The sequence below is a fragment of the Parabacteroides gordonii MS-1 = DSM 23371 genome, from assembly GCF_000969825.1.
Lineage (GTDB): Bacteria > Bacteroidota > Bacteroidia > Bacteroidales > Tannerellaceae > Parabacteroides > Parabacteroides gordonii.
This window is the reverse complement of sequence record NZ_KQ033922.1, coordinates 117,281-132,252: the sequence shown is the minus strand read 5'-3', so window position 1 is coordinate 132,252 and position 14,972 is coordinate 117,281. Positions and strand designations below refer to the sequence as shown.

The following is a 14,972-nucleotide window of genomic DNA, read 5'->3' as shown; positions in this document are numbered from 1 at the left end:
CTATTAAAGAGTAACATTTATACCGAATGAGATCGTTTTAGAGAGTGGGTAAGCGTTACCGTTACCTTTCTTTGTGTTATCATCCACCTTACCACCGTTGATAGTTTCCGGATCGAACATGTTGGCCATGCCTGTACCTGTCCAGAGGTTTTCACCGGAGACGAAGATACGCAGTTTGGATACATAGAACTTGTTGGTCAGCGTAGCCGGCAGCGTATATCCCAACTGAACATTCTTCAGGCGGATATAAGAGGCATTCTGAAGATAACGGCTCTGTATCTTCTGGTTCTTATCGGTATTGAAGATAGGACGCGGATAGTAGGCATTCAGGTTAGCAGCCAGGTCGTTGGATGCTTCTGCGCGGAAATAATCGGCATGTTCTTTAAAGCCGGCCGACCACCACATATTATCCGTCACACCCCAGAAGTATTCGCTGTCTTGCCAGAAGTCGCGTTTCATCACACCCTGAAAGAAGGCACGGAAGTCGAAACCTTTATAGTCGGCACCCAGGTCGATACCGAACTGGAAGCGCGGCGTGTTATTTCCCAACAGTTTATAGTCGCCGTGATCGTCGATCGTATTGGCACCGTTGCTGATCATGCCGTCGCCATTGAGGTCTTTGTACATGATGTCGCCGGCTTCCCAGCTTGTGCCCAGAGCTTCCTGTCCGCCATTCGGCAAAGAGGCCAGGTGGTTATCCATTTCCTGTTGCGTTTGGGCGATACCGATCGTTTCGTAACCCCAGATCTCACCCAACTTCTGGCCTGTACGGTATTTGTCGAGCGTTCCGGTCGGGTTCGGGTAGCGGGTGATCTCGGTCTGCGCATCCGACAGGATAAATTTGGCACTATAGCCCAGGCCGTTCTTTAGACGGTCGTTCCATCCGATCTCCAGGTCGAAACCGTAAGTCTTTAAGTCGGTATTGTTTGTCTTCGGGACATCCGCACCCAAAGAAGCAGGCAGTTCGGGAGCCGGGCCGATCATATCGAGTGTCAGACGGTTGTAATAATCGAACGATCCGGTCAGGCGGTTGTTCAGTAATCCGAAGTCGACACCGACGTTCCAGTTACGTACGCGTTCCCATCCTAAGGTGGAACTGATCAGTCCGGGCACATAAGCGGCATTCGGCTTCAGGCCGTTCTGCAACCATTTACCGTCGCTGGCTTTTACTTCCAGTATCTGATAAGAAGGATACCAACTGGTTGTATTCTGGTTACCCAGTTCACCATAAGAACCGCGCAGTTTCAGTGTGCCGACGTATTCAGCGATAGGTTCCCAGAACGCTTCACGGGCAATATTCCATCCCAGGGAGAATGAAGGGAACAGGTTCCAGCGCTGGTCTTTATGGAAGCGGGAAGTACCGTCGTAGCGAAGGTTTACTTCTGCAAGATACCGACCCTGATAGTCATAGTTGATACGTCCGAAGAAACCGGCTGTTGTCCAGCGTTGACGGGCACCGTTGACGGAAGGAGTCACCACGCCACCGTTATAATCGAGTCCCGAAGTAAGGTCTACTTCCGGCAGTCCGGAGATAATGATACCATCGCGTTGCAGGCCAAACTTGGTCTGGCGCATCATTTCCGACTGGAAACCGACCATTGCTTTGAAGTTATGTCCCGACTCCAGATTGTAGCTGTATTCCGTATAGGCATTCAGGTTCATATAGTTCTCCTTGTGAAGTTCTTCATGCACATTCGATCCTGTGCCGTAGATTACCGGATTGCCGTCCACATCATGGTTGAAGGTCTGTTGCGAGTCCCAGTGACGGTTGGCCGACATAATGCGGTAGTTGAAGTCGATATGGGTAATCCAGTTCTTGATCGGTTCGAGGATCAACGAAGCCTGCTGGTAGATATTATCGGTCTGCGTATAATCGCGTCCGCCGGTAGCCAGTCCCAGTGCGGGTGACGGAGAAGAATAAAGGTAACCGTTCGGATCATACAAAGGCAACACCGGCCAGCCCTGACGTCCCAGATCGGAAAACAATCCATCCGACATGGCAGAAGGACGTCCGTAATCTTCACGGGTGAAACGGGTGCTGTAATTCAACTTGGCCCAGTCTGTCAGCGTGGCATTGATCTTACCGGTAGCCGTATAACGATCGTACGTATCCTGGTTGAATACCATCAGACCGTTCTGATCCAGATAGTTGAAAGAAGCATAGTAGCTTACCTTGTCGGAACCGCCGTTGATGCTAAAGTTATGTTCCTGCGAGAAAGCCCAGTTGCGGTACAGAGCATCGTACCAGTCGACGTTGTCGTTACCCTCGGCATAACCGTCTGCCCAATATTGCGGGTTGTTCGGATTGGCAATAACAGAATTGGAAATCTTACCCTGCTGGTAATCTTTGATACGTTGCAGACGCTCCGGGGTAAAGAACAATCCGTTACCGGCATTCACATTGGCATCATTGAAATAAGTGGCGAAGGTATACGAGTCCATCATATTAGGAGTCTTTACCGGATCGTTCCAACGGAAACTGTTGTTATAATTGATCACCGGTTTACCGCTGCGGCCGCTTTTGGTAGTAATAAGGATTACCCCGAAAGGAGCACGTGAACCATAGATAGAAGAAGCAGCGGCATCCTTCAGAATTGAGATATTTTCGATATCCTGCGGATTGATGGAATTAATATCGCCTTCCATCCCGTCGATAAGTACCAGCGGGCTGCCGCTCGAACCTTCACCGATCGTGGCTGTACCACGTATATTAATATCAGCTTTTGTTTCCATACTACCGCCGGCCGATGAGATCTGTAAACCGGGAACCAACCCCTGTAATGCCTGCGTCGCATTCATTACCGGACGTGCTTCCAATGCTTCAGAGTCGACTGTTCCTACAGAACCTGTCAGGTTTACTTTCTTTTGGGTACCGAAACCAACAACAACGACTTCATCCAAAGCCTGGCTGTCTTCCACCAGTTTGATATTAAAAGCCGTTTGATTTCTTACAGGCATTTCCTGCGCGATATATCCGATATAAGATATTTGCAGGATAGCATCCGACGGGACATCCAGATTAAACTGTCCATCGATGTCTGTCATGGTTCCGTTTGTAGTTCCTTTCACAATAACGTTAGCTCCGATTACCGGTTCGCCGCTTGTATCCTTAACGACACCGGAAATCTTTTTACTCTGCTGCGGACTGGCCGCATTACTTTGCCGGACGATAGGATCAGCTCCGGCAGCATTTCCGTATAATACGGGGCATGCGCTTAACAGCGCGGCTGCCAACACAAAACTGTGTGCTTTCATGCAATACAAATTTAATGGTTTAACATTGCGGTTAATTTCTTTCCGCAAATGTGACCATTAAAAGAACAAGTGTACTCTACACATGATTACAAATAGTCTGTAAACTAACACAGTATCTATTTACAGACTTCTTTTATCTATAATTCACCCTCCTCGGCAGCTTCCGGATGATAACGCTCCATATACTCGGAAGGAAGCATACCGAATTCCTTCCTGAAGCAGGCACTAAAGTACTTCGGATCGTTAAATCCGACAGCATAAGCCAGTTCGGAAATACGTACCCGCTTCTTTTCTTCGATAATCTGGCAGGCCGCCTTCAAACGGATATTGCGGATAAAGGCAGAAGTGTTCAGTCCGGTAAGCGACTTCAGCTTTTTATATAAGGTAGATTTGCTGGTAGCCATTTCCTCCATAAACTGCTGCTGGTCGAATTCCGAATTATCCAGATGCTTCTGCACGCAACTGATCGCCCGTTGCAGGAAATCCTCATCCAGGCTGGTATAATTCAGTTCCTGCGCTTCGAAGACAAGTTGCTTCTTAAAGTCGCGGGCGGTTCGTTCCTTCCCCCGCAACAAATTCTTGATACGGGCATGCAGCAACGAGAGGTTGAAAGGCTTGCTAAGGAAACCGTCGGCACCGGATTCATAGGCTTCGATACGGTCTTCTTCCTTATTCTTAGCCGTAAGCAGGATGATAGGGATATGGCAGATGTCGAAGTTCCCTTTCACGTAGCGACATAACTCCACTCCGTTCATCTCCGGCATCATTACGTCGGAGACGATCAGGTCGATATCGTTCGACTCGATCGCCTGGATGGCTTCTTTCCCGTTATGTGCCGTATAGACCGGGTATTCGCGTCCCAACAGTTTGACCATCAGAGCCAACAGTTCTTCATTATCTTCTACCAGCAACAAAGAATACCCGCTTTTCTCTTTTGAAGTACTTCCGGTATCCCCGCTTTCCGCAGGCAGCACCTGCTCATCGGCAGCCGGAGTTATCAGTTCATCCACTTGTTCCTCCTTATAAGCGGAGCGGGAGATCGGTAACGTGACGATAAAGGTCGCCCCCTGCCCTTCTTCACTCTCCACACGGATAGTTCCTTCGTGCAATGTAACCAGGTCTTTTACCAACGACAGACCGATCCCTGTCCCGGTCGTATTGAAACGCCGGTAGTCGCCTTCATAGAAACGTTTGAACAGGTTCTTCATTCCTTCCTTGGAAATACCCTGGCCGTTATCCTTCACGGAAAGGGTTACGATGTTTTCTTCTTCATCCAGAGACAGGTTGACATCGATCGTACCCCCTTCGCGGTTATATTTCGAGGCGTTGGATAGCAGGTTATATAATATCTTATCCAGTTTGTCCGGATCGAAATACCCGGTAATCGTATCCGGTTGGCAGGTAAAGCTGAACTGCATTTTCTTTTTCTTCATCAGCGGGCGGAATGCTTCTACTTCCTTCCGCACGAAGGTAGCCAGGTCTGCTTCCGATACTTTCAGTTTCAGGTTGCCGGTCTCCGCTTTCCGGAATTCCAGGATTTGCTGCAACAGGCGTATCAGACGGTTTATATTGTCGGACATCACCTTATAGAAGTCGTCGAGTTGCGGCGCCTGCATCTTCATTTCGTCCAGCGAAGCGGACAGGATGGTAAGAGGTGTCAGGAACTCATGCGTGATATTGGTAAAGAACTGCAACTTGGCATGGTTGATCTCCTTCGTTTTAACCAGTTCCATCTTCTGTAACTCCTGCGCCTGCTTCTCACGGATACGGTTTTTCAGTACACGGTAGGTGACAAACACCGTTGCCGACAGCAACAGTATATATAATGTATAAGCCCAGGTCGTTTTCCAGGGTGGCGGCAAGATACGGATCTGCAATACCCGTTCCTGTTCGTTCCACAGGCCGTTCTCGTTCGAACCTTTCAGGTGGAACGTATAAAGGCCGCTTTTCAGGTTGTTGTAATTGGCAACGCGGCTGGACGCTCCCGTGTACTGCCAGTCCGTGTCGTATCCTTCCAGCTTATAGGCATATTTGTTTTTGGAAGGATTGGCATAACTCAGCGAAGAGAATTCGATACTGAAATGATTCCGGTTATAGTCGAGAACCAGTTCATTGGCAAAGCTGGAAGAGTTAGGGGTTATTTCCTCCCTGTCTGCGGGAGTAAGCTCATCCAGCGGAGTATTAAAGATTGATATATTCGTAATGGCTACCGGTGGAACCACATCGTCCTCCTTTACTTTCTGCGGATAGAAACTGGCATAACCGTTATGTCCGCCGAAATATAACTTGCCATCCTTCGCCTTCGCTATGGCATCCCGTATAAACGAGTTGTCGGGAAGGCCATCGGTTGCCGTATAGGTTCGCGACGAAGCCGTTGCAGCATCCGGTGAAACCGTCAGGCGAACCAGCCCCGAACCGGTTCCCAGCCAGAGGTTACCGCTTTCGTCCTCCTGTATATTGCTGACTACATCGGTTTGCAGGTTATACCGTCTGTTTACGGAGATAAAAGAATCGCTCTCTTTATCGTATAAGTTCAAGCCGCCGCCATCGGAACCGGCCCACAGGTTACCCTTCGAATCTTCATACAGGCATTGCAGCCATTCGTAGGTAAGTTTGCCGTTCGCCCTGTCATACAGGCTGAACTGTAACTGATCCGGTTGGGATGCATCTCCGGAAACACGGATAATCCCGTGATTACTTCCCAGCCAGATATTTCCGTCCCGTGTCTCTTCAATGGCATAATAGCAATAGTTGATCGGGGCTCCATCCGGTTCCGCCCGGTAGTCGCTCAACGAAACGCCTTTGCCATCGGGCCCGTAAACAGCCACACCGCTACGGCAACCTATCCAGACGTTCTTCCGGCTGTCTTCCAACATACTGAAGATAAAGCCATCCGGCAGCCAGGGAGTATTTTCTTCATTCAGGTGCCGTATCTTATTTCCGGCTGCATCCTTATCATAGATGGTAATGCCACTGCCCCACGTCCCGAACCAGATTTCCTGCTCGTCCCTGCGTTCTATGATATGGTTGATCGTATACAGATAAGGTGTCGGTTGCCTGAAATCGGGATGATCGATATAAAAGACCGGTTGTTCGGCTCCCTGCTCCTGGATAACCAGGCCATAACTGCCTATTCCCATCCAGAGCGTCTGTTCGCTATCCACAAACATACTGCGCACGGAGTTACTGAACAGCCTGTGCTTGACCGATTCCAGATCATTCTTCTGAAAAGGGGAATGCCGCATATTAACGGAATAGACTCCCCCTCCCATCATACCCAGCCACATGATACCCGAACGGTCGCGCACAATGGCATCCAATTCATTATAAGGTAGTTTATAGGATTCACTTTCCGGTAAATAATTCACAAACGAATCATCTTTGGAGTCCAGATCGAGGATACTCAGGCCGCTGCGGGTTCCGATCCAGAGGGTGTTGCTGCCGGTTTCTTCTTCTATGCTGTAAATGATATTGTCCGAGAGGCTTTGTTTATTACCCGGTTGACTGAGATAGTGCTTCCAGGTAACCGTCTCAGGTGTTTCCGGAGTATTCAGATGATACAATCCCCGATCCCAGGTACCTACCCAGATGGTTTGGTAACTGTCCTCAAATAAGACATGGGCGGAGTTACGTTCGTCCATCTGCGGATAGCTGATAAAGGCATCCTTATCCTTTTCATATCTTAAAAGGCCTACAGCCCAGGTCCCTATCCAAAGCCGTCCTTTACTATCTTCCATGATAGACTTAATGCCAACCAATGGGCGCCCATTGGTTGCTTTATCGTATACGATAAAAGATCCCCGTTCCGGGATATACCGATATAATCCATCATCCATACCGACCCATACATTATTGTCTTTCGATACATACAAGACAGAGACCACCTTATCCTGCAATCGGCTATCCTCCGCTTTATGGATCTGTCCGGTTATCATATTCAATATGTTCAGGCCGTTATTTGTGCCGATCCAAAGGTTGTAACTATGATCTTCTGCAATGGTCTTGATTTGGTTGTCCGTCAGTATACCCGGTGTGAACAGGTTGTCCTTATAGGTACGAATACGGTAACCGTCGTAACGGCACAAGCCGGAATTGGTAGCTATCCAGATATATCCTTTATTATCCTGTATGATCTGCGTTATTTCTTCCGATGGTAAATCCTCAAAAGATGATATTCTGTTGAAACGAAGGTTCTTTATTGAAGCATTGTCCGCCAGCAAACGATCTTGTATACCCCATAATAACACCGACATCAGCAGAATGTTAAATAGCCAAAAACGTGAGGTGTTTTTCATGTGCTTTTCCTTAATTTGTTTATGCAAAAGTAATAAATCCTTTCCACATTTTAATTAAGTAGCATCAATACACACATAAAAATAAGAGAGACGTCATTACTGCATCTTGCAGCGACGTCTCTCTCTTATTGTATAATAAACAAACAAATATCCGTTAGAAACTGTATTGAACGGCTACATTCAGACGGTTGGCATGGCGTGTCTGATCATTAAAGTCCGTACGCCATCCTCTAAGATATTCAGCACCTAATTGAAGATCCGGTGTTACGTTCCAGAACAAGTTTGCTACGAGATACTGGCCGTAACGATATTGTTCGGACGGAGTTTCGGGATAATCATTATCGCTGTACAGGCGTGACTGGCTATAGGTACTTGAAACAAAAACTTTCGGGGAAATATTATACTGCAATCCGGCATACCATCCCATCATAGGAAGCACCTGCATATGTCCCGCTTTAGCCGGATCGGGAACGATATCCACATTCAGATTACTCAGGTCGTTCATATATTGACTTATACCTTTACCGTAAACACCCTGTCCGTACATCTGCACTTTGCTGCACAGATTGAAAGTGGTAGAAAGCAGCACACCCCAGCCGGTTTCCGACTCAGCCTTGTTAGCGACCAGGTTATCATAAGTCATACTCCGTACGATAGCGGCGGCACGTACATGGCTGCTCTTATTCCATCCGTACTGAACGTAAGCCGGGAAGTTAGGCATACGTTGCGAACCGATATTCAACTTATCGTTGGTAGTGCCATCCACTACGGGCATTTCCACACCGACACCGGCTTTCCATCCTTTACCGAAAGCGCGTTCATAGCGGAACTGGGTAGCATGATAGATCGCCATCCCATTCGGCCCGGCAAAGTCGATCGTCGGGGGAATAGCGGCCAGATCCATAAACGAACCGTAATCGTAACCGAGCGTAAAGCCCAGCAAAGAAGCATAAGCGTTACGCAACTCAAAACCTTTGCCGTCGCCCCGGAAGTTACCGGCCGTATACACCACAAAGTCGCCCAGATGCTTGGTATGGCCTACCAATTTGAGGAAAACAGTGCTGGTAGTGGCATCCATCTGGAACTGGTTTCTGACATGCGAGGCACCTTTGTTGGGGATCAGTGCCGGATAGAAATCAATATCTTTGGAGATACCGCCGAAGTCATATTCGGCAGTTGCCTTTACATACCCGCCGATACCTAAAGCGAAACGGCCTTTCCGGTCGGTCATCAGGAAACGTGGAATACCCGGTTCATGGAAGCGCGGACTTTTCGTTTCATTCAATATCCGGATTATCTCATCCCCCGCCTTGTCGCGCGAAACAAAGATTATAGAATTCGGCTCCTCATCCTGAATGATCACTTTCTGAGCCTGAGCATGGGAAGAGAATACTCCTAACCCGAGCAGAAGAACTGCTCCTTTAACAAATGCTTTCATAAATGTGTTTTGTTTAGACGTTTTACCAGTAAGGAACAAGCACCGCATGAAAAGGTTGTGTTAAAAGGTTGCGTTAACGACTAAAAGTAACTATTTTTGTTGCCTTAATAACTAAATAAAACGAAGATGAAGAAGCTGTTTGCTATATGTTTATTACTAGTCGGATTACTGACATCCGTTCATTTGCAAGCGCAGGATGTTGAGACACTTGTACTGATCGACACCGATATGGGGAAGATCAAAGTGAAGTTATTTAACGATACGCCCTTACACCGGGATAATTTTATCAAAAATGTGAAAGAAAAGCGTTACGACGGCCTGCTGTTCCATCGCGTAATCAAACAGTTTATGATACAAGGGGGCGATATCGACTCGAAAGATGCCCCTATCGAAAAGCACCTGGGCGACGGCGATCCGGGCTACACCATTCCCGCCGAAATCGTTTATCCGAAATACTTCCATAAACGCGGTATGTTGTGTGCTGCCCGCACCAGCGACGAAGAAAACCCGGAACGTGCCTCATCCGGCACACAGTTCTATATCGTCACCGGAAAGTTCTATACCGAAATGGAACTGGACAAGATGGAGAAAAGCGACAACAAAACATTTACCCCGGAAGAACGCCAGGCCTATATGCTTGAAGGCGGCGCACCTCATCTGGATAACAAATACACCGTCTTCGGAGAAGTTGTTAAAGGGATGAAAGTGGTAGATAAAATCCAGTTTGTCGAAACAAATGAGGAAGACAGACCTCTGAAGAATATAAAGATCAAGACAATGACTATTGTCGATAAATAATCAATAAAAGAGATAAGAATGGAAACGCAAACAAAAGAAACCCAGGTAGTGATGAAAACCAGCCTGGGAACAATCAAGCTAAAACTATACAACGAAACGCCGCAACACCGCGACAACTTTATCAAGCTGGTAAAGGAAGGACAATACAACGGCCTCTTGTTCCACCGTGTAATCAAGGATTTCATGGTACAGGGTGGCGATGTAACCTCGAAAGACGCTCCCATGAGCAAGCAACTGGGTGCCGGCGACCTGGGTTATACCGTTCCCGCCGAGTTCGTTTACCCGAAATATTTCCATAAGAAAGGGGCACTTTCCGCAGCCCGCACAGGTGACGAAGTTAATCCGGAAAAGGAATCTTCGGCTTCCCAGTTTTATATCGTAACCGGAAAAGTATACAAAGACGCTGAACTGGCACAGATGGAGAAACAAAAAGAAGGCCGCCTGAAACAGTCGATCTTTGCCCGTCTGCAAAAAGAAAACAGCGCCAAGATCAAAGCGGCTTATCAAAGTGGCGACAAGGCCGAACTGGCCATCATCCGCGATACACTGGTCGGCAAGACGGAAATGGAAGCCGAAAAGCGCAAGGACGAAACCAAGCTTACACCGGAACAACGGGAAGCCTACAAAACAATCGGCGGCGTGCCTTTCCTGGATAATGAATATACGGTTTATGGCGAAGTGACAGAAGGTCTGGACGTGGTAGACGCCATCCAGAACGTTAAGACCAACCGACAGGATCGCCCGTTGGAAAACGTCGTTATCGAGTCGGTCAGCATCATAGAATAAGGATTTGCATTTCTGAATGATACAATTCTCTACTTACAAAGAACATTATAAACAAACAATACGCCTGGGTGTCCCGATCATGTTGGGACAGCTGGGCATTATTATTGTAGGCTTTGCCGATAATATAATGGTAGGCCACCATAGCACCAACGAACTGGCGGCCGCCTCATTCGTAAACAATTTCTTTAACCTGGCTTTCATCTTCGGGATGGGTTTCTCGTATGGCCTCACTCCCATTATCGGCGGTCTTTTTGCCGGCAAAGAGTTTCGCAAAGCCGGGGAGACATTGAAGAACAGTTTATTGATCAACTTCATCGTCGGCATACTGCTCAGCCTTTGTATGCTTTTGCTGCTCTTGAATATCGACCTGCTGAACCAGCCGGAAGAGCTGATGCCCTATATCGTCCCCTATTACATTCTCCAGTTATTTTCCGTTATATTCGCCATGTTGTTCAACTCCTTCAAGCAATTCAGCGACGGGACGACCGACACGGTTACCCCTATGTGGATCATGCTTGGAGCCAATGTTCTCAATATCATCGGGAACTATTTCCTTATCTACGGAAAATGCGGCGTACCGGAAATGGGGCTGACAGGTGCCGGGATCTCCACCCTGGTCAGCCGTATCCTGACATTCATTGTTTTCCTTATCCTGTTCTTCCGCCACAGTAAATATAAAGAATACCTGAAAGGGTTCAGGGAAGGAGTCATCAACCGGGTGAATCTCAACAACCTGATCCGGATGGGATTTCCGGTCGGCCTGTTGATGGGAGTCGAAACGGGTTCATTCAGCCTGAGCGTAATCATGATGGGATGGATAGGCAGTACAGCATTGGCAGCGCATCAGGTGCTGGGTGTCATCACGACATTAGGATTCATGGTGTATTACGGTATTGCGGCAGCGGTCACCATCCGTGTAAGTGCTTTCAAAGGGCAGGGAAACTGGTTGGATATACGCCGGGCTTCTTTTGCGGGGCTGCACCTGATCATGGGAGTGGCGGTTATATTTGTCCTGTTCATTCTCGCCTTCCATAAAAACATGGGATATTTGTTTACTCCCGAGCAGGATGTGGTGGCGATGGTTGCCCTTCTGTCGTGGTCGGTTATCCTGTATCAGTTCGGGGACGGATTGCAAATACTGTTTGCCAATGCATTACGCGGCATTGCCGATGTGAAATATATGGCTTATTGCGCATTTGTTTGCCATTTCGGGTTAGCTTTGCCGATAGGATACATCTGCGGATTCATCTTCGATTGGGGAGCAATTGGTATCTGGTGTGGCTTCCCTGTAAGTCTGACAACCTTAGGCATATTATTATGGAGAAGATTTAATCGATTGAGTCTTTCCCAACAATAAAAACGATTGATAATCTTCATAATCTTGAAAAACCGATCATAATAGTAAAATAACCATCCTTTTTAATTAAAAAACTTAAAAAAACTAAATCGATTTATTTTAACCATAAGACAATCCCGTTGTTTATCAAATTTATCATAAATAAATAAACCAATTTGTATCAATTCGTAAACAAACCACACGCTTTTCACATTTCTTTTATATTGAGATTTCATATACATTTGCTAATCATTAGCTCTTTGATTAAAAAAGATAGGAAAGATTATACACTTGGTAATAATATTAAATAACCGCACAGAAAAAAGAATAAATAATATAAATAATCGATTGCAAGATGAGAAAGACAATTTTACAAATTGCTCTTTGTGTCTTGCCTTTCTTGGCAACGGCACAGGAGACATCGCTCAGACAAGAAATACGACCTATTCGAGGTTCTATATCCGAAGGCCGTGGCTCCGTCTTCGGACTTAAAACCAACATCCCATATTGGGGAACAGGAACTTTTAATCTTGGAGGCGAAGTACGCCTGGCACGGCACTGGACATTTGACGCAGAACTCGGACTAAACCCCTTTGACGGTAAAAAAGACGATGGCAGCTACGGAAAATCACTCAAACACTTACACGTACATCCTGAAATGCGCTATTGGTTTTGCGAAAGTTTTTATAAACATTTTATCGGCCTGCATATACCATACGTTCTTTACAATATTTCAGATATTAAAATATTAGGTACAGAGAACGAACGTCACCAGGGATGGGGTGCCGGTGTAGGTGTTAGTTACGGATACTCCTGGATATTGTCCAAACATTGGAACATGGAAGCTACAGTCGGTGTGGGTTATCTTTATCTCGAATCAGAAAAGTACCCGTGCACAAACTGCGGACGCCGTGAAAAATATATCAAAAAACATTATTTTGGCCCGACACAGGCCGCTATCAACCTTATTTACCAATTTTAAAGACCGTAGCCTTATGAAAATAAATAAAAACATATTGCTAATCCTATCCGGCTTGGTGGTTGCGATCGCACCGCAGGCACAAGAGATTAAAGTAAAAGACAAAATCGTAGAGAAAACGGACAATACCTTGATTGTAGGTATGACTTTAGACTTCAGTGAAATCGAAGTTCCGTCCGACCGTAGTCTCGTTTGTACCCCGGTCATTACGGCCGGCGACAGCATACGCACCCTAACACCTCTGATTGTCAATGGGCGTGATCGTCATATCCTATATGAACGCACAGGTCGTACTTATACGACACACAATGAATACGAACTGCGCCGTCAAAACAAAAAAGAACAAACTTTCGAATATACAACGCGCACGCCAATGGCACCCTGGATGAAAAAATCGGAAGTCTCTCTCATCACCGACCTTTGCGGTTGTGGCTGGGAAGCTTTGCAAAACGATCGTCATCCTCTTTTCCCTATCAATTTGGCAGAACCGGTTATTCTGAAACCGTTGCTGGCATATCGTACCCCGGAAGCAGAAGCAGTAAAGGCACGTGCAATAGAGGGAAAAGCATTCTTAGACTTCCCGGTCAATAAGATCACGATTTATCCTGACTATCGTAATAACCCGCGCGAACTGGCTGCTATCCGTGCCACGATCGAATCAGTGAAAGATGATCCGTACGCCACCATCACGGAGGTCTGGATTAAAGGTTTCGCCTCTCCCGAAGGGACTTACGCCAACAACACCTATTTAGCAGAAAACCGTGCCAAGGCACTGCGCGACTACGTGAAAAGCCTCTACCGCTTCGAACACGCCACATTTAGCGTCGACTTCGAGCCGGAAGACTGGGAAGGTTTGGAAAAGCGGCTGGAAGATATGAACCTTCCCGACAAGGCGGAACTGCTCGCCATCATCCGCAACCCGGAACCGCGCGACATGGACAAGAAGGAGCTGAAACTGAAGACACTGAACGGCGGTGCTTCCTACAAGATCTTGCTGCGTGATATTTATCCCGCCCTACGCCATTCGGACTATGTTGTGAAATACAATATCCGCAATTTTACGGCCGAAGAAGCGAAATCACTCATCTACACCGCCCCCAAACAGTTGAGCCTGAATGAAATGTTCATGGTGGCACAAACCTATGAGGCCGGAAGTGCAAAGTATAACGAAGTATTCGAAATCGCCGTGCGGATGTTCCCCGATGATCCAGTCTCCAACCTGAATGCCGCAAACACAGCTATTCGCAACGGTCAACTGGAACAGGCGGAGCGTTACCTTCAGAAAGCAGCCGAAGGCGACGAGAAACAGCTTGCACAGGCGGCAATCCTCATGTTACGCGGAGATCTGGATGGTGCGGAAGTTATCTTGAACACCCTGCAAAACAGCCCTGTTGCAAGCAAACCTGCTAAAGCAAACCTTGAACAGATCAAGGCGAAACGTGAAGAATAAGAAACTTCAAAACAATGATCGATCATGAACATAACATATAAATATCTTTTATCCGTCTGTACAACCGCTTATCTTATATTAGTAGGTTGTACAAACGAAGTACGCTTCGACAGAGATGACGGAAACGGGAATGTGACGGAAGAAAACTATCTCAGCCTGACCGTCAGCTGTTCATCAGCCCATACCCCTACCCGCTCGAATCCTACCGGCGGCGAAAACGGTGACGGCTATGAACCGGGCCAGGATTACGAAACACGTATCGACGACCTGATGTTGCTTTTCTACCAAGGGACAAACGGTGTAAATTCGCCCGCATCAACTCCTATCGACAAGATTATGTACCTGGACCGTAATGCCATACAGGGCGACAATAAAACCGAACCTGTACTTGTAGGTTTACCCGGCGGATGGTACGACCTGCTAGTAATCACTAATACAGGCAACATACGCCCGCAACTTCAGGGATTGACTCTGGGAGGTGTACGCGACTATCTGCAAAAACGTGCCTGGACGGAAAATAACGGCAAATACACCCGGTTCGTCATGGCCTCGGACGGCCATTTAGACGAACGGGTGTATATTTGCGGGGACAATAGTATTGACAATCCCGCCTCGGCTGTGGTCGAGGCGGAGCG

8 protein-coding genes and 1 pseudogene are annotated in these 14,972 nt (G+C 47.2%); 6 read left to right on the top strand and 3 right to left on the bottom strand.

Going from position 1 to position 14,972, the window contains the following annotated elements; genetic code table 11:
* Positions 1-3: 3 nt before the first annotated feature.
* The 3 genes from HMPREF1536_RS25955 to HMPREF1536_RS25945 all read right to left on the bottom strand — a co-directional run bounded on the left by HMPREF1536_RS25955 (position 4) and on the right by HMPREF1536_RS25945 (position 8,988).
* Positions 4-3,255, bottom strand: coding sequence for a SusC/RagA family TonB-linked outer membrane protein (locus HMPREF1536_RS25955; RefSeq protein ID WP_044191992.1), 3,252 nt, complete (start codon positions 3,253-3,255; stop codon positions 4-6).
* A gap of 137 nt (positions 3,256-3,392) precedes the next feature.
* On the bottom strand, positions 3,393-7,550 hold the full coding sequence (locus tag HMPREF1536_RS25950) for a hybrid sensor histidine kinase/response regulator transcription factor (protein ID WP_028727471.1): 4,158 nt from the start codon (positions 7,548-7,550) through the stop codon (positions 3,393-3,395).
* Between the two features lie 154 nt (positions 7,551-7,704).
* A complete protein-coding gene (locus HMPREF1536_RS25945) occupies positions 7,705-8,988 on the bottom strand; it encodes a DcaP family trimeric outer membrane transporter (RefSeq protein WP_028727470.1) in 1,284 nt (427 codons plus the stop codon).
* A gap of 126 nt (positions 8,989-9,114) precedes the next feature.
* Here HMPREF1536_RS25945 and HMPREF1536_RS27530 point away from each other — a divergent pair, with 126 nt between their 5' ends.
* The 6 genes and pseudogenes from HMPREF1536_RS27530 to HMPREF1536_RS28330 form a co-directional block, all read left to right on the top strand.
* Positions 9,115-9,786, top strand: a complete 672-nt coding sequence (locus tag HMPREF1536_RS27530; protein ID WP_028727469.1) for a peptidylprolyl isomerase — start codon at positions 9,115-9,117, stop codon at positions 9,784-9,786.
* Between the two features lie 18 nt (positions 9,787-9,804).
* A complete protein-coding gene (locus tag HMPREF1536_RS27525) occupies positions 9,805-10,572 on the top strand; it encodes a peptidylprolyl isomerase (protein ID WP_028727468.1) in 768 nt (255 codons plus the stop codon).
* Positions 10,573-10,588: 16 nt separating this feature from the next.
* Positions 10,589-11,929 (top strand): MATE family efflux transporter, encoded by a 1,341-nt coding sequence (locus HMPREF1536_RS25930; RefSeq protein WP_028727467.1) that lies wholly within the window; start codon positions 10,589-10,591, stop codon positions 11,927-11,929.
* Positions 11,930-12,263: 334 nt separating this feature from the next.
* Complete coding sequence (locus HMPREF1536_RS25925) at positions 12,264-12,890, top strand: DUF3575 domain-containing protein (RefSeq protein ID WP_028727466.1); 627 nt, start codon at positions 12,264-12,266, stop codon at positions 12,888-12,890.
* A 13-nt stretch (positions 12,891-12,903) separates the two neighbouring features.
* Positions 12,904-14,337, top strand: coding sequence for a DUF3868 domain-containing protein (locus tag HMPREF1536_RS25920; RefSeq protein ID WP_028727465.1), 1,434 nt, complete (start codon positions 12,904-12,906; stop codon positions 14,335-14,337).
* 24 nt (positions 14,338-14,361) lie between these two features.
* Positions 14,362-14,972, top strand: a pseudogene (locus tag HMPREF1536_RS28330) (Mfa1 family fimbria major subunit); the annotation flags it as partial.

Excerpts from the sequence above, each read along its gene's own strand:
- HMPREF1536_RS25955 (WP_044191992.1), bottom strand. The coding sequence starts at position 3,255 with ATGAAAGCACACAGTTTTGTGTTGGCAGCCGCGCTGTTAAGCGCATGC.
- HMPREF1536_RS25950 (WP_028727471.1), bottom strand. The coding sequence starts at position 7,550 with ATGAAAAACACCTCACGTTTTTGGCTATTTAACATTCTGCTGATGTCG.
- HMPREF1536_RS25945 (WP_028727470.1), bottom strand. The coding sequence starts at position 8,988 with ATGAAAGCATTTGTTAAAGGAGCAGTTCTTCTGCTCGGGTTAGGAGTA.
- HMPREF1536_RS27530 (WP_028727469.1), top strand. The coding sequence starts at position 9,115 with ATGAAGAAGCTGTTTGCTATATGTTTATTACTAGTCGGATTACTGACA.
- HMPREF1536_RS27525 (WP_028727468.1), top strand. The coding sequence starts at position 9,805 with ATGGAAACGCAAACAAAAGAAACCCAGGTAGTGATGAAAACCAGCCTG.
- HMPREF1536_RS25930 (WP_028727467.1), top strand. The coding sequence starts at position 10,589 with ATGATACAATTCTCTACTTACAAAGAACATTATAAACAAACAATACGC.
- HMPREF1536_RS25925 (WP_028727466.1), top strand. The coding sequence starts at position 12,264 with ATGAGAAAGACAATTTTACAAATTGCTCTTTGTGTCTTGCCTTTCTTG.
- HMPREF1536_RS25920 (WP_028727465.1), top strand. The coding sequence starts at position 12,904 with ATGAAAATAAATAAAAACATATTGCTAATCCTATCCGGCTTGGTGGTT.